The sequence below is a fragment of the Variovorax sp. UC122_21 genome, from assembly GCF_044056785.1.
In the GTDB taxonomy this organism is placed as follows: Bacteria; Pseudomonadota; Gammaproteobacteria; order Burkholderiales; family Burkholderiaceae_C; genus Variovorax.
In genome coordinates this window covers 3,679,531-3,700,609 of record NZ_CP172004.1, presented here as the reverse complement: position 1 = coordinate 3,700,609, position 21,079 = coordinate 3,679,531, and the positions used below count along the sequence as shown (strand labels likewise).

Below are 21,079 nucleotides of genomic sequence, written 5' to 3'. Positions count from 1 at the left end.
GCACCGTAGTGCGAAGCACGAAGGTACTTCAATGAGTCACCAGGAGTTGGGTGGCCGTCCGCCGGAAGCGCGGACGGCATTGGGCGAGCCTTCGGGCTCGTTTTTTTTGGATGGCACGGGCGCGGCGCGCTGGCCCGCGCTGGCCGTGGCCTCGGTCGTGCTCGTGCTGCTCGCGACCGGCGTGCACCTGCTCGGCGAGCGCAGCGGCGGCCGCGCGCTGGCCTTCGCGCTGGGCATCGGCGCGGTGCTCGGCATCGTGCTGCAGCGCTCGCGCTTCTGCTTCTACTGCCATGCGCGCGACTACTTCGAACGTGGCGATGCGCGCGGCCTGCTCGCGATCGTCGCGGCGCTCGCGGTGGGCACGCTCGGCATGCACGTGGTGATGAGCGGCTGGCTGCCGGTGCCGCAGCCGGGCCGGCTGCCGCCCGATGCGCACATCGGCCCGGTGAGCTGGGCGCTGGTGCTCGCGGGCCTGGCCTTCGGCGCGGGCATGGTGGTGTCGGGCTCGTGCATCAGCGCGCACTGGTACCGGCTCGGCGAGGGCTCGCCCACCGCGCCCTTCGCGCTCGCGGGCGCGGCGCTGGGCTTCGTGCTCGGCTTCAACACCTGGAACCCGCTCTACAGCGCGACCATCGCCACCGCGCCCGTGCCCTGGCTGCCGCACCACCTCGGCTATGCGGGCTCGGCGGCGCTGCAGCTCGCGGTGCTGGCGCTCGCGAGCGCGCTGCTGTGGCGGCGCCTGCCGCCCGCGCGGAACGCCGCCGCGCCCGCGAGCTTCGGCGCCGCGCTGCGCGCGCTGCTGCAGGGGCGCTGGCCCTACGTCTGGGGCGGCCTCGCGGTGGGTGCCATCGCCGTGATCGTGGTGCTGCGGCTGCGGCCGCTGGGCGTGACGGCCGCGCTCGGCAGCGCGGCGCGCGCGGCCGGCGAAGGGCAGGGCCTGCTGCCGCAGCGGCTCGAGGGCCTCGACGGCTTCGCCGGCTGCGTCACGGCCGTGGCGCAGAGCCTGTGGCAGACGCCGAACGCGCTGCTGGTCGGCGGCCTCGTCGCCGGCGCCTTCGCGGCCGCGCTCGCGAGCGGGCAGTTCCGGCCCGCGTGGCCGCGGCCGGCGCAGGTCGCGCGCGGGCTCGGCGGCGGCCTGCTGCTCGGTTGGGGCGCGATGACCGGCCTGGGCTGCACCGTCGGCAACCTGCTGTCGGGCACCATGGCCGGCGCGCTCTCGGGCTGGGTGTTCGGCGCGGCCGTGCTGCTGGCGGTCTGGGGCCGGGCTCAGGCTGCGGCTGGGTACCTGAGCGGCATTCCAGGGCCGCGCATATCGAAGCACGCATTCCTTCTTTGTGCCGCGCCCGAGCCGGCGCTACGGTCGGTCCTCTTTTCTTTCTTGCAGCAGAGGACACGCGACATGGGCGCCAGGGATTTCGAGCGGCAGCTTCTTCGGGCGCCGATGGCGGCACGCGCCACGAGGCCGACGTGCTGGTGATCGGCGGCGGCCCGGCCGGCGCCTGGGCCGCGGTGAGCGCTGCCGCGCGCGGCGCGCGCGTGCTGCTGGCCGACAAGGGCTTCTGCGGCACCTCGGGCGCCACCGCGCCCTCGGGCACCGGCCTGTGGCACGTGCCGGCCGAAGGCACGGCGCGCGAGGAGGCCAAGGCCAGCCGCTTCGCCATGGGCGGCCAGCTGGCCGAGCACGCCTGGATGGACCGCGTGCTCGAGCAGACCTGGACCAATGTCGAGACGCTCAAGGAATGGGGCTATCCGTTCCCGGTCGACGACCAGGGCGCGCTGCGCTGCACCTCGCTGCAGGGCCCCGAGTACATGCGGCTGATGCGCAAGCGCGTGAAGGCCGCGGGCGCGCGCATCCTCGACCACAGTCCGGTGCTCGAGCTGCTGGTCGACGAGCACGGCACCGTCTGCGGCGCCACCGGCGTGAACCGACAGAGCGGCGAAAGCTGGGTGGTGCGCGCGGGCGCGGTGGTCATCGCCACCGGTGGCTGCGCCTTCCTGAGCCGCGCGCTGGGCTGCAACGTGCTGACCGGCGACGGCCAGCTGATGGCGGCCGAAGTCGGCGCGGCCCTGTCGGGCATGGAGTTCTCCAACGCCTACGGGCTCGGCCCGGCGTTCTCGTCGGTCACCAAGTCGCTGTTCTACAACTGGGCCACCTTCTACACGGCCGATGGCGTGGCGATCGAGGGCGCGGGTTCGTCCAAGGGCCGCGGCGTGATCGCGCAGACGCTGCAGACCCAACCGGTCTACGCCTGCCTCGACCGCGCCGACGCGCAGATCCGCGCCTGGATGCGCACCGCGCAGCCGAACTTCTTCGTCTCCTTCGACCGCCAGGGCATCGATCCCTTCACGCAGCACTTCCCGGTCACGCTGCGGCTCGAGGGCACGGTGCGCGGCACCGGTGGCCTGCACCTGGTGGACGACAGCTGCGCCACCACCGTGGCCGGCCTTTATGCCGCGGGCGACGCGGCCACGCGCGAGCTCATCTGCGGCGGCTTCACCGGCGGCGGCAGCCACAACGCGGCCTGGGCGCTGTCCTCGGGTTTCTGGGCCGGCGCCGGCGCGGCCGATTTCGGGCGCGATGCACGCGCGCGTTCGCAACGCACGGCCCTGCGTGCCGGCGGCGTCGCGCTGTCCACGCGCGGCGCGCAGGCCTGGGACAGCCAGGCCGTGGTGCGCGCGGTGCAGGCCGAGGTCTTCCCCTACGAACGCAACTGGTTCCGCGAAGGCGATGCGCTGCGCGATTCTCTCGCGCGGCTCGACGCCCTGTGGGAGCGCCTGCGCCAGGGCGCGCCGGCGGCCAGCGCGGCCGACGCGGTGCGCGCGCGCGAAGCGGCCGCCATGCTGGCCACCTCGCGCTGGATGTACCGCAGCGCGCTGCAGCGCACCGAGACGCGCGGCATGCACCGCCGGCGCGAGCATTCGGCCATCGACCCGACCCAGCGCCATCGCCTCCTGAGCGGCGGGCTCGACGAGGTCTGGGTACAGCACCACGCCGTGCAACGGCGCGCCGAGGAAGAGGTGGCCGCATGATCGAACTCATCAGCGCCGAACGCTGCACCGCCTGCAACATCTGCGTGAGCGCCTGCCCGACCAACGTGTTCGAGGCCGTGCCCGGCGGCCTGCCGCGCATCGCGCGCCAGGACGACTGCCAGACCTGCTTCATGTGCGAGCTCTACTGCCCCGAGGACGCGCTCTACGTCGCGCCGATCGCCGACCGCGGCGCCACCGCCGAGGAGCGCGACGTGGCCGCCCAGGCGCTGATGGGCAGCTACCGCCGCGACATCGGCTGGGGGCGCGGCCGCCAGTCGACGGCCTCGGCCGACGCCAGCTTCGAACTGCTGCGGCGCGCGCACTGATGGCGGCGCCCGTCGATACCGGCCGCCGGCGGCTGCTGCGCGGCGCCGTTGCCGCTTCCGCCGCCACACTGCCGCTGTTCTCGATCGCGCAGGGTGCACCGGGCGCGGGCGTGCTGCGCCTGGGCTACATCGGTCCGGGCAGGAAGCCCGCGGCCGCCACCGGCTGGGCGCTGCGCCAGGGCCTGTTGCAGCGCGAGCTCGCGCCGCTGGGTTTCAAGGAGGTGGTCACGCGCAACTTCCCGAACGGACCCGACCTCAACGAAGCCTTCATCTCGGGCGTGCTCGACGTCGGCATCTACGGCGACACGCCCGCCGTGGTCGCGCGCTCGCGCGGGCTCGATGCGCGGCTGATCGGCTTCGACACCGTGGGCATGAACGTCTGGCTGCTCACGCCGCGCGACGGCGTGCGCAGCGTGCGCGAGCTCGAGGGCCAGGCCATCGGCGTGGCGCGCGGTTCCTACATGCACCGCTACGTGCTGGGCCTGCTCAAGGAGCATGGCCTGCAGAAGTCGGTGAAGGTGATCCACATGTTCCCGCGCGACGGCGAGGCCGCGCTCGACCAGCGCTCGATCGCCGCCTTCGCGGCCCAGATCGACGTCGGGCCGCTGCTCGCATCGCGCGGCTACCCCGTGATCGACGAGGCCGACCGCCATCCCACCCTGCGCGGCACCTCGGTGATCGTCGCCTCGTCGAAGCTGCTCGCCACTGCGCCCGGCCTGCCGGCCGCCTGGACCCGCGCGCGCCGCGCCGCCATCGCCGAGATGCGCGCCGACAGCGCGGCCTACTACGCCTTCCATGCCGAGGTCAGTGGCTTCCCGCTCGAGGCGGTCAAGGCCTCGCATCCGCTGAGCCAGTACCCCGAGGCGGCCTATCCCGCCGAGGGGCTGGGGCTGATCGAGGAGGTGAAGAAGTTCCTGCTGACGGAGAAGCTGGTGACGCAGGACTTCGCGTTGGGGCAGTGGCAGTGGGCGTCGCGTGAAGGCATGGAAGGCTGAACGCTCCAAACCGTTCGGGCTGAGCCTGTCGAAGCCTCGCGCGGCGCTTCGACAAGCTCAGCGAGAACGGTTTTTGAGCGGCTGCGTGTTGGCTGCCCGTTCCTCACGAATGGCAGACCAACCCATCCTTTAACAAGGTGATCTCGAACTGCAGATTCCCCGCACGCGCCCCCCGCGCCTGCGCCAGCGTGCCGTCGGCGCGCCAGCGCCGCAGCGCGGCGGCGATGTAGTCGCGCGACACGGCGTCTCCGGCCGCGAGCCGCACGGCCGCGTCGGCCGGCGCGCGCAGGTCCTGCGCCACCGGCTTGTAGAAGCGCCATTCCTCGTTGCCCATCAGCCGCTCGAGCACCTGCGCGTCTTCGGCCAGCGCCGCGCATTCGCCGGCCATGAAGGCCGAGGCCGCATGCACCGCCGAGGGATAGTTGCGCGGCTGCGCGCCATAGCGCAGCGCCACCGCGCCCGCATAGCCCGAGCCTTCGCCGACGCAGACCGAGGCGCCGCGCAGCGCCTCCTCGTCCTGCACGCGGCCGCGGCGCAGCGCGACCACCTGGCCGCGGCCGGTGTCGTAGCTGCCGGGCGCGGCATCGATGCCGGCGCCGCCTTCGTCGGTGCGCGCCCCCTGGGCCGGCACGCCGGCCACCAGCAGGTCGACACGGCCGTCGCGCAGGGCTTCGTCGCGTTCGTCGGGCGCGAGGCCGACCAGCACGGCCTTCACGCCCAGCGAGGCGGCGAGTTCGCGCGCCAGGGTGGCGTCGAAGGCATCGGGTTCGGGCGGCGTTGGCGAGCCGGGCGGAGCAGGGCGCGGATAGCGCCGCACGCCAACGACCAGTTCGCCGCGCGCGATCGCGCGCGCGAGCACCGGGCCCTTGGGCAACTGGTTCAGCGGCGTGGCCAGCGCGGGCACGGCCAGCGGAGGCAGCCACGCGAGCCAGGTCGCGGGACCCGACAGGCCGCGCTCGCGCGGCGCGTTGTCGGCATTCGGCCAGGCACCGCCGGCGGCGGCCAGCGCGGCGACCACCGCGAGCACCGGACCGGCCGCGACCAGGCTGGGCCAGCGGCCGATGCCGTCGAGCAGGCCGGCCACGGCGGAGGGCGGACGCGGGTTCTCACTCATCGAGGCTCAACCCGCGCCGCCAGCGCAGCAGCCGGCGCTCGAGCAGCGCCAGCAGGTAGTTCAGCAGCAGCCCGAGCACCGCGAGCAGCAGGATGCCGGCGTACATGGTCGGGATCTGGAAGGTCTCCTGCGAGTTGAGCGTGAGGAAACCCAGGCCCGAGTGCGCGCCGATCATCTCGGCCGCCACCAGCGCCGTGATGCTGTAGGCGCCCGCGAGCCGCACGCCCGTGAAGATCGAGGGCAGCGAGGCCGGCAGCACCACCTTGAAGAAGACGAAGCGGCGCGAGGCGCCCATCGACAACGCGGAGTTCACCAGCAGCCGGTCGACCTGCTTCACGCCGCTCACCGTGCTCAGCAGCACCGGCCAGAACGAGGCCCAGAAGATGATCGCCACCTTCGACAGCTCGCCGATGCCGAGGAACAGGATGAAGACCGGGAACAGCGCGAAGGCCGAGGTCTGGCGGAACAGCTGCAGCACCGGGTCGACGATGGCCGCGAGCCGGCGGAAGCCGCCGACCAGCAGGCCCAGCAGCACGCCCGCGCCGCTCGCGAGCACCAGGCCCCAGAGCGAGCGCTGCAGGCTCGCGGCCACGTGCTTCCAGAGCTGGCCGTTGTCGAGCAACTGGCCGATGCTCGCGAGCACGGCCGAGGGCGGGCTCAGGTAGGCGTCGCTCACGATGCCCAGGCGCGGCAGCGCTTCCCACAGCGCGAGGAACAGCACGATGCCGGCGGCGCGTTCGGCGAAGCGGCCCGCGAACCGGGCGAAGCGCGCCAGCGTGCGGCGCGGCGCTGGCGCGGCGGGCGCGCCTTCGAGCACGGCGCTCACGAGACCACTCCTTCGAGGGAACGCGGCTTCAGCCCGACCTGCACCTCGTCCTTCAGCACCTCCCAGGCGCGCTGGCGCAGGGCCGCGAACTCGCTCGAATGGCGCAGCTCGGCCGAGCGCGGCCGCGCCAGCGGGATGTCGATGATCGCCTTGATGCGGCCGGGCCGCTGCGTCATCACGGCCACGCGATCGGACAGGTAGACCGCCTCCTCGAGGCTGTGCGTGATGAAGACGATGGTCTTGCGGTACTGCTCCCAGATGCGCAGCAGCTCGCCCTGCAGGATCTCGCGCGTCTGCGCGTCGAGCGCGGCGAAGGGCTCGTCCATCAGCAGCACGTCGGGCCGGTAGGCCAGCGAGCGCGCGATCGCCACGCGCTGCTTCATGCCGCCCGAGATCTCGTGCGGATAGCGTTCGCCGAAACCGTGCAGGCCCACCAGCTCGAGGTACTCCTGCGCGGTGCGGCGGCGCGCGGCCTTGCCGATGCCGCGGATCTCGAGGCCCACCGCGATGTTGTCGAGCACCGTGAGCCACGGGAACAGCGCATAGCCCTGGAACACCACGCCCTGGTTGCGGTGCACGCCCGCGACCGGCTGGCCGTCGATGGCGATGCGACCGCCGGTGCGCTCGGTGAGCCCGGCCAGGATGCCTAGGAAGGTCGACTTGCCGCAGCCCGAGGGGCCGAGCACCGAGAGGAACTCGCCCTCGCGCACGTCGAGGTCGAAGCCCTCGAGCACGCGCACGCGCTCGCTCGCGCCGCGCGCCGCGTAGTCCATGCGCACGTCGCGCGCCGAGATCTTGATGCCGCTCATGCGCGCGCCGCTCAGGTCTTCGCCGCGGCGGGCTGCGAGGGCGCCTGCGCGTAGGGGTTGAACTCGTTCGTGTAGACGTCCTTCACCGCCACCTTGCCGGCCGGGATCTTGCCCTCGGACTGCAGGATGTCGACGTAGTACTCGATCGGCGGCTCGGTCACCACCAGGTCCTCGACGTAGGCGTAGCGGTCCACGTTCCGCAGGTCCATGTTGATGCGCTTGGCGACCAGCTTGCGCGCTTCCTCGGGATTCGCGTTGACCCAGTTGCCGGCCTTGGCCAGCGCCGTCACCACGTCGCGCACCGCCTCGGGATGCTCGCGGATGAAGCGGCCGTGCGCGCTGTAGGGCGCCATGCCGCCGAGGCCGCCGTCGAGGTCGAAGTCGCTCCACAGCCGCACCAGCGCGTCGGCATGGTCGGCGCGGCCCGAGAAGGGCGCGTGGATGATCGCGAGGTCGGTGTTGCGCGTGACCAGCGTCTGCTCGGCCTGCTCGTCGGGCACCACCACGAAGTTGATCTTGTTCACGTCCACGCCATGCTGGCGCAGGTACTTCTTGGTCACGAACTCGGCGCAGGCGCCGAAGCTGTTGAAGCCGATGGTCTTGCCCTCGAGGTCCTTGGGCTTGGAGATACCCGAGTCCTTGCGCACGAAGTACTTCATGTGCGGCGCTTCCTCCAGCGTCTTGCCGCCGGCCGCCACCACCTTGAGGTCGGCGCCCGAGGCGATGGCCGAGATCACCAGCGGCACCATGCGGCTGCCGAAGTCGATCTCGCCGGTGCCCACGAGCGGAATGATCTGCGGCGCCGCGATCTTGCCCACGTACTGCGGCCGCGTGTTCGTGCCCTCGAAGTAGCCGAGCTGGTCGGCCAGGTAGATCAGGTCGAACGAGGGGTTGTCGGGGTACTTGAACGCGACCTTGTCGCCGGTCTTCCTGACGACGGCCGGCGCATTGGCCGAAGCGGACTTCGCCTCGTCGCGCGAGCAGCCGACGAGCGCGGCCGCGCCGAGCCCGCCGAGGCTGCCCACCGTGCCCAGCGAGACGAGGGTTTGCAGCAGGCCGCGGCGCGAGGGCGCGCGCAGCGCATCGGTTGCGGATTCGCGGGAGGGGGAGAGCTTCTCGATGGACATGGCGACCGGCAGCGGAACTGCCTCTGAACAGGGATGGCCGATGCTAGGAAGCGGCCGGTGCCGGACCAACGAAGAAATCCATGCATGGATATGCGGGGAGTGGGGAAAGCGGGGGCGCCCGGCGGCGTCGACTGCAGGTATGGTGCGCGGCATGCGCGTCTTCCTGCTCGCCCTCGTCCTCTTCTGTCAGCTCGCCATGGCCGCTCCACCTTCGCCTTCCACGCCGCCGGGCCCCCAGGCCCGGGCGCTGTCCGCGTTCATCGCCAAGAAGAAGTTCCTGCCGGAAGCCCTGTACCCGGGCGCGATGAACGAGCCGGCGCGCCTGCGCTTCGAGGCCACCATCAATGCGCTGGCCATGCAGCTGCAGCCGCTCGCAGACCGGCCGAATCCCAAGGACAAGCTCATGGCCGCGTTCAAGGCCGCCTATCCCGCCTGGGAGAACGAGGACACCGAGGAACGCGAGCGCGCGGTGGGCTACTTCGAGGAGCTGATGGGCATTCTGGGCGTGGAGAGTTCGAACGGCGTGCTGAACCGCCTGCTCTACGGATTCGATCCGGGCAATCGCCGGCGGCGAGGAACGCGCAGGCACTGGCGGCGATGACGGCCGAGGAGCGGGGCTTCGCGGCGAAGCTGGAGGCGCTGGGCGCCGAGAACGTCGAGGCTTTTCTCGTGGCCGCCCTCGGCCCGCCGACGACCGTGGCGGGTGGCATGCAGCTGTGGATGAAGCCGAACGATCCGGGGTTCATGCTGTCGTTGACGAGGCAGCCGAAGGCGGTGATCGTCTGGATGGTGAAGGATCGGTTTCTCTACACGAAGGCTCTTTGAAATCCAGATGGTCTGCCCGGCGGCTTCATCCATGCACCTCCTCATGCGTCTCATCCCCATCGCTTTCATTCTTCTGTGCGTCGGCGGCGTCGCGCATGCCCAGCAGGTCTATCGCTGCGGCAACCAGTACGGCAGCGAACCCTGCGGCAACGGCAAGGGCCGAGTGGTCGACGTGTCGCCGCCGGTGCGCAATCTCGATGCGGCCGGCGCGGCTCAGGTGTTCCTGTGCGTGAGCAACAGCGGCGGGCGGTTCTGGTCGTCGACCCATTGCCGTGAGCGCGGCGCGCTGGTGGAACGCATCGAGTCGGTCCCGGCCGGCTTGTCGTGGGAACAGCAGGTGCAGATTGCCGACCAACAGACGCGGCAAGGCCATGCGGTGCAGCAGCAGGCGATGGAGCAACGCGGCGCGAGCACGCCGGGCGTGACGGGCGGCGGTGGGGATGCCTCGCGGTGCGCTTACTTCAACCAGCAGGTCGAGTACTACGACCGCCTGGCGCGGCAACCGCAGAGCGGAGCATCCCAGTCGTGGATCGCGGAGCGGCGCAAGGAGGTTCGCGACCAGCAGTTCAGGGCGAGGTGCTGAGGGCGGTTGCCCCGCTGGGAGCCGGTCGTGTCCTCGATTGCTTGCGAAAATGCGGCATGCACAGCCTCCTCGATTCCGACCCGGCAGCCGCTTCTCCCGTCCCCGACCCCCTCGCACTCCAGACGCTGCTCGCGCAACGCGGCTCGACCCGCGGCTTCACCGACCAGGCTCTGCCCGAGGGCTGCCTCGAGCAGCTCCTGATCCAGGCGCGCCGCGCGCCCAGTGGCGCGAACCTGCAGCCCGGCGAGTTCATCTCGCTCGAAGGCGATGCCCGCGCACGCCTGAGCGCGGCGCTGGTGGGCGCGTTCCGCAACGGCGAGCAGGAGGCCGAGGACTACAGCTACTTTCCGCGCCCGATGCCGCACAGCCTGCGCCGGCGCCAGGTCGCGGCGGCGCAGGCGCTCTATGGCGCGCTGGGGGCGGCGCGCGAGGACCGTGCCGCGCGCGATGCACAGTTCGAGCGCAACTTCCGCTTCTTCGATGCGCCGGTGGCGCTGCTGGTGCTGATCGATGCGCGCATGGGCAGCGGCTGCTACATGGACCTGGGCATGTGCCTGTTCGCGCTGATGATGGCCGCGAACGCGCAGGGCATCGGCAGTTGCGCGATCGGCGCGATCGCGTCCTATCCGGGCCTGGTGCGCTCGACGCTGGGGCTGGGCGACGAGCACCACATCGTCTGCGGCCTGGCGCTGGGCTATGCCGATCCGCGGGCGCCCGAGAACGCCGTGCGGACCGCGCGGCGGCCGCTCGACGACTTCTTCCGCGTGATGCGCTAGCTAGAGCCGCTGCACCAGCCCCGCCGCGCCCAGGCCACCCGCGCCGGCGATCGCCGCGAGGCCGTGCGCGCCCGATGGGGCATCGTGCTGCATGTCGGCGAGCAGGCGCACCAGGCTGATCGCGCCCGAGGCGCCGATCGGATGCCCGCGGCCCAGGCCGCCGCCGCCGCGGTTCAGACGCGAGGGCTGCAAACCCAGGGCTTGCATGAACGACAGCGCCTGCACGGCGAAGGCCTCGTGCAGTTCCGCGCCCCAGAGCGCGCCCGCATCGAGGCCGGCGCGGCGCAGCAGGGCTTCGGCGGCGGTGGAGGCGCCGAGCATCGGCATCTCCGGCGCCACGCCGATCGAGGTGCCACCCAGCCAATGGAAGCGCGGCGCGATCTTCAGCGCGGCCGCGGCCTGCGGCGTGGCGAGCAGCACGAAGGCGGCGCCGTCGGCGCGCGGGGCGATCGCGAGGCGGCTGACGGCCATCTCTAGCGCAACGACCGGGTCGGATAGCGTGTCGGCGACCGCCTCGATCGGCATGCGGGCCATGCGCGAGGCCGTGAGTTCGCGCGCGTAGCTGTCGTGGGTGGCGGCGCCGATGGGCACGATCTCCGGCGACATGCGTTCGCGCCATGCGAGCGCCTTCGCATGGCTTTGGGCGGCGAACTCATCCTGTTGCGCGCGGCCGATCGAATGCAGCGCGGCGTGGCGCGCGGCGGCGAGCAGCAGGTCGGGATCGCGCGCCGGATCGGGCGCGAAGGCGGGGCGGTCGTAGGGCACGGGCGCCTCGCCGACATCGCGCGGGCGATGCTGGCGGATCGGTGCGCGGCTCCAGGCCTCGACGCCGCCCGCGATCGCGATGGCGGCATTGCCGCTGGCCAGCAGGCCGGCGGCCAGGGTCAGGGCATCGAGGCCGGCACAGCACTGGGTGTCGACCGACAGCGCGGCGATGCGGTCTGGCAGGCCGGCGGCCAGCGCGACCATGCGCGCGGGATTGCCGCCCGCGCCCAGCGCGTTGCCGGCGACGACCGCATCGACCGCCTGCGCCGGAACGCCCGAACGCGCCAGCAAGGCCTGCAGCACCGGTGCGCCGATCTCGTGCGCGGCCAGCGCGCCGAGTGCACCGCCGACCGGCACCACCGCGCTGCGGGCCCAGCCGAGGATCACGGGTGGATTCACAGCCGGCTCCATGGCTCCGAGGACGCGTCGGCCAACTGTCGCGCCAGCGCGGCGTGATCCGTCTTGCCGCTCGGTGTGCGAGGCCAGGCATCGACGCGGTAGAAGCGCCTCGGCAGCTTGAAGGGCTCGAGCCGGTCGCGGCACCAGGCCTGCAGTTCTTCGCGTGAGACCGGTTGCGACAGCGCGAGCAGGGCCACGGCCTCCATGCCGCGCAGCGGATGCGGCAGCCCCTGGATCGACGCGGCCGCGATCGCCGGATGCCCGGCCAGCACGTTCTCGACTTCCTCGGGAAACAGGTTCTTGCCCTGCACGAGCAGCATGCGCTGCTGCCGGCCGACCAGGTGCAGGAAGCCGTCCGCATCCACATGGCCCATGTCGCGCACCGAGAGCCAGTCGCCGTCGCGCAGCACGGCGGTGCCGTCTTCCTCGGCCGTCAGCGTCACGTAGTCGCTGAACACCATGGGACTGCGCACGTAGATCAGTCCGGGCAGGGGCGGCTCGATCCTGAGCTCGACATCGGCGAAGGGCCGGCCGACCACGTCGTCGGGCAGGGCCTCGTCGCTGTCGGCCCAGGCGATGAACGAGGTTTCCGAGGCGCCGTAGAACTCGACGATGCGCGCCGCGGGAAACAGCGCGCGCAGCGCCGCGGTGCGCGCGCGCGGCCACGGGGCGCCGCTGATCATCAGGAGGCGCGTGCCCGTGATGGGCGCCAGGCCATGGCGTTGCGCATGCTCGAGCATCAGCAGCAGCTGGCTGGGCACGGCGACCAGGCTGCCCGCGAGGCCGCGCTGCAGCGTGTCGAGCGCGGCCGCCGCCGAGAACTGGCGTTGCAGGCGCATGCCGGCGCCGGTCCACAGGCCCAGCAGCGCGCCGAACAGGAACAGCGAATGCGAGAGCCGGCCCGGCACCAGCACGGTGGTGCCGGTGGCGGGGCCGAAGCTTTGCACGCAGATCTCGAAGCTGTGGGTCCACGATCCGTGCGTGCGTCGGAAGCCCTTGGGCACGCCGGTGCTGCCCGAGGTGAAGCCGATGTAGAAGGGCGTGCTCGCGCGCGCTTCCTCGATGCCGGCGGCCGCGCCCAGGTGCTGCGCCATGCGCGCCCTTACCTTGTCGCGGACGGCTTCGGGCCAGTCGGGATCGCCGACGGCCGCCGTGCGGTTGCTCGCGAGGATCGCGAGGAAGCTCACCAACTGGTCGGCCGGCGAGGCGCTCGCGCTGGCCCAGGCGACCGTCGGCGTGGCCGCGGCGTCGAGTGCGGCGGCCTCACTTGCGACGCGGTCCGCGAGCGCGGCGAAACTCAGTCGCGTGTGGCCATCGTCGAGCGCGAGGGCATCGGGCGTGTGCCGCGCCCACCAGGCGAGCGGCGCGTGAACGGTCTGGAAATCGGGCGCCGGGCCGGTCATCAGTCGCGATCGAGGCGCCAGCTCGGAAGGCCGCGCGCCACGGTCTGCACCACCAGCGCGCAGACCACGCACTTGACGAGGTCGCCGGGCACGAAGACCAGGCTCGCGAGCGCCGCCTTCTGCAGCGGCAGGTGGGCCACCAGCGACAGCCCCGCGATGCCGAACAGGTAGACCACGACGATGCCGCCGATGAACGAGGCGGCCAGCGCCGCGGCGAACAGCGCGCGTCCGCGCGCGGCGGCGAAGCGCCGCATGATCCAGCCGCAGGCGAAGGCGCCGAACAGCCAGCCCACGAGGAAGCCGGCGGAGGGCGTCACGAACGCGCCGGGACCGCCGCGGCCGCCGGACAGCAGCGGCAGGCCGAGCGCCACGCCCACGAGCAGCAGCGCCACCGCGAGAAAGCCGCGGCGCGGTCCGAGCAGGCAGCCCGCGAGCATCACGCCGAGGGTCTGCAGGGTGATCGGCACGCCCAGGGCCAGGTCGATGCGGGGGACGGCGCCGAGCGCGGCGATCAGCGCGGCGAACAGCGCGACGTAGGACAGCGTGCGGGAGGAGGTGATCGGGGTGGAGGTGGACATGGAAATGGAATGTCGGGGAAGGTTGCGCTGCAGGCCGTGGCCTTGGCTTCCTTGCGTGGCGGACGGGCCGCGGGTGGCTGGGCCTTCACTGCCTGCACGGGGGCGGGCAGGAGGGCGCCCGAGAGCGTAACACCGTCGCCGCCAGGCCCGCGCTGGTACGCTATCCGTTCGATTTCGACCCCAGGCGCGAGGAGGCGCCGCCCCATGAAACAACAGATCTCGCGGCTCTCGCCGCATCAGAACGGCAAGGTGTTCGGCGTCATGATGGCGGTCACCTCGCTGGTGTTCCTCATTCCCTTCGCGCTGCTGTTCGCGCTGGTGCAGCCGGCCGGCAAGAGCGGGCCGTCGCTGCTGCTCCTGCTGCTCGCGCCGCTCATGTACCTGGTCTTCGCCTACTGCGCGGTGGCCATCGGCTGCCTGATCTACAACGTCCTGCAGAAGTTCGTCGGCGGCATCGAGTTCGAGACCTCGACCGAGCTGGACGCGCGATAGCGGCCCGGGTCGCCGCTGCAGCCGAACGCGGGCGTCAGGCCTTGTCGGCGTCCGCCTTCTTGTCGATCGCCGCCTGCAGCTCCCGCGCATAGGCCAGCAGCTGGTCGCGCATGGCATCGGCGCCCTGCAGCAGCGCGTCCGACGTGGGCTGGCCCAGCAGGATGCCCGCCTGCTGGTTGCCGAAGCGCTCCATCCGGTCGAACAGCAGCCGGGGATTGGGGTGCGAGGACATCAGGGCGAGGCAGAAGCTCTTGAGCGCGGCCACTTGTCCCTGGAGGTAGTCGAGGCGTTCTTTGTCGGTCATGGGAGGGGAAGGCGGTTGCGAAGGAGCCGTGGTGGACTCGGGCGGGGAGCCCGGGGTTCCGGGTCCGGCGACGGGCCGCATTATCGAGCCGCACCCGCCTCGGCGGATGACGGGCGCGCCGCCTACGCGAGGCCGCGCCAAGTGCTGCCGCACGCGGGCGCGGGGGACACGGAGACTTTGCCGTCCCTTTCCGCAACTCCCAGCCCGATCACCCACACGCCATGGCCGACACCCCTCACGCTACGACCCCCCTGACGGTGCTCGAAGGCACCGCGCACCCGCTGGGCGCCACCTTCAATGGCGACGGCGTCAACTTCGCCGTGTTCTCGGCCCATGCCACGCGGGTCGACGTCTGCATCTTCGACGAGGCCGGCACCACGCAGGTCGGCTGCGTCACGCTGCCCGAGTACACCGACGAGATCTGGCACGGCTTCGTGCCCGGCCTGCAGCCCGGCGCGCGCTACGGCCTGCGCGTGCACGGTCCCTACGAGCCCGAGAAGGGTCATCGCTTCAATCACCACAAGCTGTTGCTCGACCCCTATGCCAAGGCCTACATGGGCGAGCTGAAGTGGGGCCCCGAGCTGTTCGGCTACACCGTGGGCCATGCCGACGGCGACCTGAGCTTCGACGAGCGCGACAGCGCGCCGCTGGTGCCCAAGTGCGTGGTGGTCGATTCGCGCTTCGAGTGGACCCAGACCGATGCGCTGCGCGTGCCCTGGCCCGAGACCGTGTTCTACGAGACCCATGTGCGCGGCTTCACCATGAAGCACCCGCAGGTGCCCGAGCAGTTCCGCGGCACCTTCGCGGGCATGGCGCGCGACGAGGTGCTGGCGCCGATCCGCGCGCTCGGCGTGACCAGCGTGGAGCTGCTGCCGGTGCAGATGTTCCTGAACCAGTCCTCGCTGCTCGAGAAGGACCTGACCAACTTCTGGGGCTACGACACCATCGGCTTCTTCGCGCTCGATCCGCGCTACATGGACGGGCCGCAGATCGACGAGTTCAAGCACATGGTCGACCGCTTCCACGCGCACGGCCTCGAGGTGATCCTCGACGTGGTCTACAACCACACGCCCGAGGGCAACGAGCTCGGCCCGACGATCTCGTTCAAGGGCATCGACAACGCGAGCTACTACCGGCTGCTGCCCGACACGCCGCGCTACTACATCAACGACACCGGCACCGGCAACACGGTGAACCTCAGCCATCCGCGCGTGCTGCAGATGGTGACCGACAGCCTGCGCTACTGGGTGACCGAGATGCGCGTGGACGGCTTCCGCTTCGACCTCGCGACCATCCTCGCGCGCGAGCCGCACGGTTTCGACGAAGGCGGCGGCTTCCTCAAGAGCTGCCGGCAGGACCCCGTGCTCTCGAGCGTGAAGCTGATCGCCGAGCCCTGGGACATCGGGCCGGGCGGCTACCAGGTCGGCGGCTTCCCGCCCGGCTGGGCCGAATGGAACGACCAGTTCCGCGACACCGTGCGCGCCTGGTGGAAGGGCGAGGAGGGCATGGCCGGCAAGCTCGCGCAGTGCCTCACCGCGAGCGGCGAGCGCTTCAACCACCGCGGTCGCCGGCCCTGGGCCAGCGTCAACTTCATCAGCGCGCACGACGGCTTCACCCTGGCCGACACCGTGAGCTACAACGACAAGCACAACGAGGCCAACGGCGAGGACAACCGCGACGGCCACTCGGACAACCGCTCGTGGAACTGCGGCGTCGAAGGCCCGACCGACGACGAGGCCGTGCTCGCGCTGCGCGCGCGCCAGCAGCGCAACCTGCTGGCCACGCTGCTGCTGTCGCAGGGCACGCCGATGCTGCTGGCCGGCGACGAGTTCGGCCGCACGCAGCAGGGCAACAACAACGCCTACTGCCAGGACAACGAGATCTCGTGGGTGGACTGGGCCACGGCCGGTGGCGACGCGGGGCGCGCGCTCGGCGAGTTCTCGGCCCGCCTGCTCGCGCTGCGCAAGGAATTCCCGGTGCTGCGGCGCAACCGTTTCCTGGCCGGCGCCTGGTTCGAGGACATCGGCGCCAAGGACTCGACCTGGTTCACCCCGGCCGGCGAGGAGATGCAGCCCTCGCACTGGGACGATCCGCAGACGCGCTCGTTCGCGCTGCTGCTCGACGGCCGCGCGCCGGTGTCGGCGATTCCGGTGACGGCGCACGACGCGAGCGTGCTGCTGGTGTTCAACGCCTGGCACGAGGCCGTGCCCTTCACCCTGCCGGCCGCACCCGCCGGTGCGTGGACGCTGGTGCTGGACACGGCCGATCCGGCCCTGGGCGACGACGCGGCGCGCGCCGACTATCTCGCGACCGGGCGCTCGGTGCTGGTCTTCGCGAGCCGCTGAGTTCGCGGCATTCCGGTGACGCAAGCAGACACCGCGCGCGCCCTCGCGGGAGCGCGCGTATAGCACTTCCACGCCCGCGCGGCGCGGTGAATACCCTCGGTAAAAAAGCGCATCCGGTTGAACTTGTGGCCCGTACTCATCCAGAGCCGACGTTCGCGTCGGACGAGTCGTGCCTGCCGAATCCACCATTTACACCGAGGTGATGCCGATGAAATTCTCCCTGCCGCCCGCGAGGGCCTGTGTCTTCGTGCTGACTGCCGTGACCGCCGTGGGTGCCATCGCATCCAGCCACCGCGAGGCGCCGTCGATCGCGGGCATGCCCAAGCTCGATGCCACCGACTTCTACATGTTCCGCAGCTACGAAGCCGGTCGCCAGGACTTCGTGACGCTGATCGCGAACTACCAGCCCGACCAGAGCCCGTACGGCGGCCCGAACTACTTCACCATGGACCCGAACGGCCTGTACGAGATCCACCTCGACACCGACGGCAACGCGGTCGAGGACATCACCTTCCAGTTCAGGTTCAAGAACACGCTGCGCGACATCCAGCTGCCGATCGCGGGCAAGCAGGTGTCGATTCCGCTGGTGCAGGCCGGCGGCATCAGCGGGCCGAACCAGGCCACCAGCAACCTGCGCGAGACCTACACGCTCAACATCGTGCGCGGCGACCGCCGCAAGGGCAAGGTGGAGGCCGTGACCAAGGCCGGCGGCGGCACCGAGTTCGACAAGCCCACCGACAACATCGGCGACAAGACCTTCGGCGGCCCGACCGGCTATGCCAGCTATGCCAACCAGCACCTCTACACGGTCAACATCCCGGGCTGCGCCACGCCGGGCCGCGTGTTCGTCGGCCAGCGCAAGGACCCGTTCAGCGTGGCCCTGGGCCAGGTGTTCGACCTGATCAACCTCAATCCGGTGGGCTCGAGCTCGGCCAACCCCGACGCGCTGGCCGGCAAGAACGTGACGACGATGGCGCTCGAGGTGCCGATCTCGTGCATCACCACGGCCGGCCAGCCGATCGTGGGCGGCTGGACCACGGCCAGCGTGCGCCAGGGCCGCCTGATCGCCAGCCCGCCCAAGAGCGGCCACGGCACCACCGCGATCAACGGCGGTGCCTGGGCGCAGGTCTCGCGACTGGGCATGCCGCTGGTCAACGAGGTGGTGATCGGCCTGAAGGACAAGGACCGCTTCAACAGCTCCAAGCCGCAGGACGACGCGCAGTTCGCCGACTACGTGACCAACCCGACCCTGCCGGCGCTGGTGCAGACGCTGTTCCAGGCGCCCGCGCCCACGAACTTCCCGCGCACCGACCTGGTCGCGGCCTTCCTCACGGGCGTCGAGGGCCTGAACAAGCCGGCCAACGTCAAGGCCTCGGAGATGCTGCGGCTCAACACCTCGATCGTGCCCACGATCAAGGCGAACCAGAGCAACCTCGGCGTGCTCGGCAACGACCTCGCGGGCTTCCCGAACGGACGCCGGCCGGGTGACGACGTGGTCGATGCCGAACTGCGCGTGGCGATGGGGGTGCTGTGCGTGGCCACCGGTGCCAACGACACCTTCAAGGTCGGCTGCAAGCCGGCCGACGCGCCCGCGGGCAGTGCCCCTCTGACCGACGGCGCCGCGCAGAGCCCCACGGAGTTCCCCGATGCCTTCCCGTACCTGAACACGCCGCTGCCGGGTTCGACCTCGGTCTCGGCCGCGCGCTGAGGAGGATGCCGGCATGAACCGCAACATTCCTCGCATCGCCGGCCTGCTGCTGGTGGCTGCCTTCCTCGCCGGCTGCGGCGGGGGCGGCGGCGGTGGCGCCGCGTTCTATCCGTTCCCGCCGGTGAGCGGCAACAACCCGCCCGAGAACCCGCCGCCGCAGGCCGACGCGTACGACAGCTTCATCGCCTACGTGCAGTCGCTGGTCGCCTCGGTGCTCGACACGGCGGAGCCGGCCAACGTGGCGGCCTTCGACCCGGCGCCGACGTCGGAGACCAAGGACCCCGTCGCCACGCAATGAGGCTGGCGCAGCGGTCCGCGGCGGCGCTGCTCCTGTCGCTGGCCGCGGCCGGCGCCGCGCTCGCGGCGCCCCGCGTGCCGGCCAGCGACGACGAGGTGGTCGAGAAGCTGCCCGCGATCGCCGGCTGGCTCGATGCGCAGCGCAAGCTGCGCCGCGAACTCGCGCAGCGGCCCGGCGACGAGGCCACCGCGATCGAGGCCGCGACCACCTACCTCGATCTCGCGCGCTCGCAGGGCGATGCGCGCTACGCCGGCCAGGCCGCGGCCGCGCTGCAGGCCTGGGACACCACGCCCATCGCCCAGACGCCGCCCGCGGTGCTGGTGATGCGCGCCACCGTGGCCCAGTTCCTGCACGACTTCGACGGCGCCGAATCCCTGTTGAAGGCCGCGCTGGCGCGCCGGCCCGCCGATCCCCAAGGGTGGATCACGCTCGCCACCGTGCTGCGCGTGCGCGGGCGCTACAACGAGTCCGATGCCGCCTGCCGCGCGCTCGGCCGCGTGGGCCCGGCGCTCTATGGCGTGGCCTGCCTGGCCGAGAACGCCGGCCTGCGCGGCAACCATGCCGCCGCGCGCGACGCGCTGCGAGGCCTGCTGGCCGACCCCGCGCTGGCCGGATCGCCACAGGCTGGCACGCGGCAATGGCTGTGGACCTCGATCGCCGAGATCGAGGAACTCGCGGGCCGGCCCGCCGAGGCGGATGCTGCGTACCGCAAGGCGCTCGCGGCCGAGCGTTCCGGCTATCTGCTGCTGGCGTACAGCGACTTCCTGCAGCGCGCGGGGCGCGCGGGCGAGATCCCGTCGCTGCTCGCGAAGGAAGCGCGCAGCGATGCGGTGCTGCTGCGGCTGGCCATCGCGCGCACGCAGGCAGGCAAGCCGCCGGCATCGCGCGCGGTGGTTCCCGAAGCCGAGGAACTGCGCGAGCGCTTCGAGGCCGCGGCATTGCGCCCCGGCACCACCGCGCAGCATGCGCGCGAGGAAGCGATGTTCGCGCTCGACGTGCAGGGCGATGCGAAGCGCGCCGTCGAGCTGGCCCGCCTCAACGTGCGCCTGCAGCGCGAGCCGGTCGACATGCTGGTGTTCGCGCGCGCGGCCTCGGCCGCCGGCGATGCGGCAGCGCGCGAGGAGGCGAGGGCGCTGATGCGCGAGATCGGACTGAAGGACGCCCGTGTCGATGCCATTCCCTGAACGACGCCGCATCGGGTTGGCGACCGCCTTGCTGTTCGTGCTGGCGCTGCTGCTGGCGTTCGCGCCGGGCAGCGCGCGCGCCCACAAGGCCAGCGATGCCTACCTGCAGATCCAGCGCGATGCCGAGGGCCTGGATCTGCGCTGGGACATTGCGCTGCGCGATCTCGACGCGACGCTCGAGCTCGACCGCGACGGCGACCGCCAGCTGCGCTGGGGCGAGGTGCGTTCGCGGCTCGACGACATCCGCGCCTATGCGCTCGCGCGGTTGCAACTGCAGCAGGGCCGCTGCGCGCTGGCCGAGGCGCGGCCGCCCGCGGTCGAGGACCGCGTCGACGGTGCCTACCTCGTGCTGCAACTGCATGCGCGATGCGATACGGGGCCGACGCTCGAGATCGACTACCGGCTGTTCCGCGAGATCGATCCGACGCACCGCGGCTTGCTGCGGCTGGCTTCGGACGGCGGCGGCTCGCCCGCCGTGCACTCGCTCGATCCCGCGGCCGGCGGCGTGGCGCTGCCATGGCCGGGCGCAGTGGCCGGATCTTCAACGCCCGCGGCGAACGCCGAGAGCGACAGCCCCGGCTTCTTCCGCGATGGCATCCATCACATCCTGATCGGCTACGACCACATCCTGTTCCTGCTGTGCCTGCTGCTGCCCGCCGTGCTGCTGCGGCGCGGCGATGGCGGCTGGACACCGGTGAGGCACTGGCGCGATGCGATCTGGCCGATGCTCGGCATCGTCACCATGTTCACCATCGCGCACTCGATCACGCTGGCACTGGCCGGGCTCAAGATCGTGAGCCTCTCGCCGCGCATCGTCGAGCCCGGCATCGCGATCACCATCATCCTCGCGGCCGTCGACAACCTGCGGCCGCTGCTGCGCGGCCGGCGCAAGCTCTTCAGCTTCCTGTTCGGCCTGATCCATGGCTTCGGCTTCGCGGGCGCGCTCGGCGAACTCGACCTGCCGCTGCGCGGCTTCGTGCTCGCGCTGCTGCAGTTCAACCTTGGCGTCGAAGCGGGCCAGCTCATGGTGGTGGCCGTGGCACTGGTCGTGCTGCTGTCGCTGCGCGGCTGGCGCGGCTATGCGCCGGTGGTGCTGCGCGGTGGCTCGGTCGTGGCCGTGGCGGTGGCGGCCATCTGGTTCTGCGAGCGCGTGTTCGACGTGAAGATCCTGCCGTTCGCCTGAACGGGGACG

The 21,079-nt window shown here is 71.6% G+C and carries 22 protein-coding genes; 14 read left to right on the top strand and 8 right to left on the bottom strand.

Annotated elements, in window-relative coordinates; translation table 11 throughout:
- The first annotated feature begins 31 nt into the window (after positions 1-31).
- From ACHMXE_RS29875 to ACHMXE_RS29860, 4 genes are read left to right on the top strand one after another with little or no spacing between them, the layout of a single operon-like run.
- Positions 32-1,477 (top strand): YeeE/YedE family protein, encoded by a 1,446-nt coding sequence (locus tag ACHMXE_RS29875; RefSeq protein ID WP_395347770.1) that lies wholly within the window; start codon positions 32-34, stop codon positions 1,475-1,477.
- Positions 1,468-3,030 carry an FAD-binding protein gene (locus tag ACHMXE_RS29870; RefSeq protein WP_395347769.1) on the top strand — a complete coding sequence of 521 codons (1,563 nt, stop codon included), beginning with the start codon at positions 1,468-1,470 and terminating at the stop codon, positions 3,028-3,030. Before ACHMXE_RS29875 ends, ACHMXE_RS29870 begins: the two co-directional genes overlap by 10 nt.
- Positions 3,027-3,356: a 4Fe-4S binding protein gene (locus ACHMXE_RS29865; protein WP_057594253.1), complete on the top strand. Its 330-nt coding sequence runs from the start codon at positions 3,027-3,029 to the stop codon at positions 3,354-3,356. Before ACHMXE_RS29870 ends, ACHMXE_RS29865 begins: the two co-directional genes overlap by 4 nt.
- Positions 3,356-4,351 (top strand): ABC transporter substrate-binding protein, encoded by a 996-nt coding sequence (locus ACHMXE_RS29860; RefSeq protein WP_395347768.1) that lies wholly within the window; start codon positions 3,356-3,358, stop codon positions 4,349-4,351. The genes ACHMXE_RS29865 and ACHMXE_RS29860 overlap by 1 nt, the downstream gene beginning before the upstream one ends.
- 103 nt (positions 4,352-4,454) lie before the next feature.
- Here ACHMXE_RS29860 and ACHMXE_RS29855 read toward each other — a convergent pair whose 3' ends face one another.
- From ACHMXE_RS29855 to ACHMXE_RS29840, 4 genes are read right to left on the bottom strand one after another with little or no spacing between them, the layout of a single operon-like run.
- Positions 4,455-5,465, bottom strand: a complete 1,011-nt coding sequence (locus ACHMXE_RS29855) for a substrate-binding periplasmic protein (protein WP_395347767.1) — start codon at positions 5,463-5,465, stop codon at positions 4,455-4,457.
- Entirely contained in the window at positions 5,458-6,291 is an 834-nt protein-coding gene (locus ACHMXE_RS29850) for an ABC transporter permease (protein ID WP_395347766.1), read from the bottom strand. Before ACHMXE_RS29850 ends, ACHMXE_RS29855 begins: the two co-directional genes overlap by 8 nt.
- Positions 6,288-7,100: an ABC transporter ATP-binding protein gene (locus tag ACHMXE_RS29845; RefSeq protein WP_057594250.1), complete on the bottom strand. Its 813-nt coding sequence runs from the start codon at positions 7,098-7,100 to the stop codon at positions 6,288-6,290. The genes ACHMXE_RS29850 and ACHMXE_RS29845 overlap by 4 nt, the downstream gene beginning before the upstream one ends.
- 11 nt (positions 7,101-7,111) lie before the next feature.
- Complete coding sequence (locus ACHMXE_RS29840) at positions 7,112-8,227, bottom strand: ABC transporter substrate-binding protein (RefSeq protein ID WP_395347764.1); 1,116 nt, start codon at positions 8,225-8,227, stop codon at positions 7,112-7,114.
- Between the two features lie 151 nt (positions 8,228-8,378).
- Here ACHMXE_RS29840 and ACHMXE_RS29835 point away from each other — a divergent pair, with 151 nt between their 5' ends.
- The 4 genes from ACHMXE_RS29835 to ACHMXE_RS29820 are packed head-to-tail and all read left to right on the top strand — an operon-like array spanning position 8,379 to position 10,411.
- Positions 8,379-8,828 (top strand): DUF4844 domain-containing protein, encoded by a 450-nt coding sequence (locus ACHMXE_RS29835; protein WP_395347763.1) that lies wholly within the window; start codon positions 8,379-8,381, stop codon positions 8,826-8,828.
- Positions 8,825-9,052, top strand: a complete 228-nt coding sequence (locus ACHMXE_RS29830) for a hypothetical protein (RefSeq protein WP_395347762.1) — start codon at positions 8,825-8,827, stop codon at positions 9,050-9,052. The genes ACHMXE_RS29835 and ACHMXE_RS29830 overlap by 4 nt, the downstream gene beginning before the upstream one ends.
- Before the next feature lie 31 nt (positions 9,053-9,083).
- Complete coding sequence (locus ACHMXE_RS29825) at positions 9,084-9,635, top strand: hypothetical protein (RefSeq protein WP_209540682.1); 552 nt, start codon at positions 9,084-9,086, stop codon at positions 9,633-9,635.
- 56 nt (positions 9,636-9,691) lie between these two features.
- The gene (locus ACHMXE_RS29820) at positions 9,692-10,411 is read left to right on the top strand and encodes a nitroreductase family protein (RefSeq protein WP_395347761.1); all 720 of its coding nucleotides are present in this window, start codon (positions 9,692-9,694) and stop codon (positions 10,409-10,411) included.
- Here the strand turns inward: ACHMXE_RS29820 and ACHMXE_RS29815 are convergent, their stop codons facing one another.
- Genes ACHMXE_RS29815 through ACHMXE_RS29805 form a run of 3 tightly spaced genes read right to left on the bottom strand, consistent with a single transcriptional unit; the run spans position 10,412 to position 13,556 of the window.
- Positions 10,412-11,575 (bottom strand): acetyl-CoA C-acyltransferase, encoded by a 1,164-nt coding sequence (locus ACHMXE_RS29815; protein WP_395347759.1) that lies wholly within the window; start codon positions 11,573-11,575, stop codon positions 10,412-10,414. It abuts the gene before it with no gap.
- A complete protein-coding gene (locus tag ACHMXE_RS29810; RefSeq protein ID WP_395347758.1) occupies positions 11,572-12,978 on the bottom strand; it encodes an AMP-binding protein in 1,407 nt (468 codons plus the stop codon). The genes ACHMXE_RS29815 and ACHMXE_RS29810 overlap by 4 nt, the downstream gene beginning before the upstream one ends.
- Positions 12,978-13,556, bottom strand: coding sequence for a biotin transporter BioY (locus ACHMXE_RS29805; protein ID WP_209540678.1), 579 nt, complete (start codon positions 13,554-13,556; stop codon positions 12,978-12,980). The genes ACHMXE_RS29810 and ACHMXE_RS29805 overlap by 1 nt, the downstream gene beginning before the upstream one ends.
- A 204-nt stretch (positions 13,557-13,760) precedes the next feature.
- On the opposite strand from ACHMXE_RS29805, the gene ACHMXE_RS29800 reads away from it, so the two are divergent.
- A complete protein-coding gene (locus tag ACHMXE_RS29800; protein ID WP_203205599.1) occupies positions 13,761-14,048 on the top strand; it encodes a hypothetical protein in 288 nt (95 codons plus the stop codon).
- Between the two features lie 34 nt (positions 14,049-14,082).
- Here the strand turns inward: ACHMXE_RS29800 and ACHMXE_RS29795 are convergent, their stop codons facing one another.
- Entirely contained in the window at positions 14,083-14,352 is a 270-nt protein-coding gene (locus ACHMXE_RS29795; RefSeq protein WP_203205600.1) for a hypothetical protein, read from the bottom strand.
- Positions 14,353-14,573: 221 nt separating this feature from the next.
- Here ACHMXE_RS29795 and glgX point away from each other — a divergent pair, with 221 nt between their 5' ends.
- The 5 genes from glgX (at position 14,574) to ACHMXE_RS29770 (ending at position 21,070) form a co-directional block, all read left to right on the top strand.
- Positions 14,574-16,697, top strand: coding sequence for a glycogen debranching protein GlgX (gene glgX, locus ACHMXE_RS29790; RefSeq protein ID WP_395347756.1), 2,124 nt, complete (start codon positions 14,574-14,576; stop codon positions 16,695-16,697).
- A 208-nt stretch (positions 16,698-16,905) separates the two neighbouring features.
- On the top strand, positions 16,906-18,405 hold the full coding sequence (locus tag ACHMXE_RS29785) for a DUF4331 domain-containing protein (RefSeq protein WP_395347755.1): 1,500 nt from the start codon (positions 16,906-16,908) through the stop codon (positions 18,403-18,405).
- Between the two features lie 13 nt (positions 18,406-18,418).
- Complete coding sequence (locus ACHMXE_RS29780; RefSeq protein ID WP_057591434.1) at positions 18,419-18,703, top strand: hypothetical protein; 285 nt, start codon at positions 18,419-18,421, stop codon at positions 18,701-18,703.
- Entirely contained in the window at positions 18,700-19,887 is a 1,188-nt protein-coding gene (locus ACHMXE_RS29775) for a tetratricopeptide repeat protein (RefSeq protein ID WP_395347754.1), read from the top strand. The genes ACHMXE_RS29780 and ACHMXE_RS29775 overlap by 4 nt, the downstream gene beginning before the upstream one ends.
- Positions 19,874-21,070, top strand: coding sequence for a HupE/UreJ family protein (locus tag ACHMXE_RS29770; RefSeq protein WP_395347753.1), 1,197 nt, complete (start codon positions 19,874-19,876; stop codon positions 21,068-21,070). The genes ACHMXE_RS29775 and ACHMXE_RS29770 overlap by 14 nt, the downstream gene beginning before the upstream one ends.
- Positions 21,071-21,079: the final 9 nt, after the last annotated feature.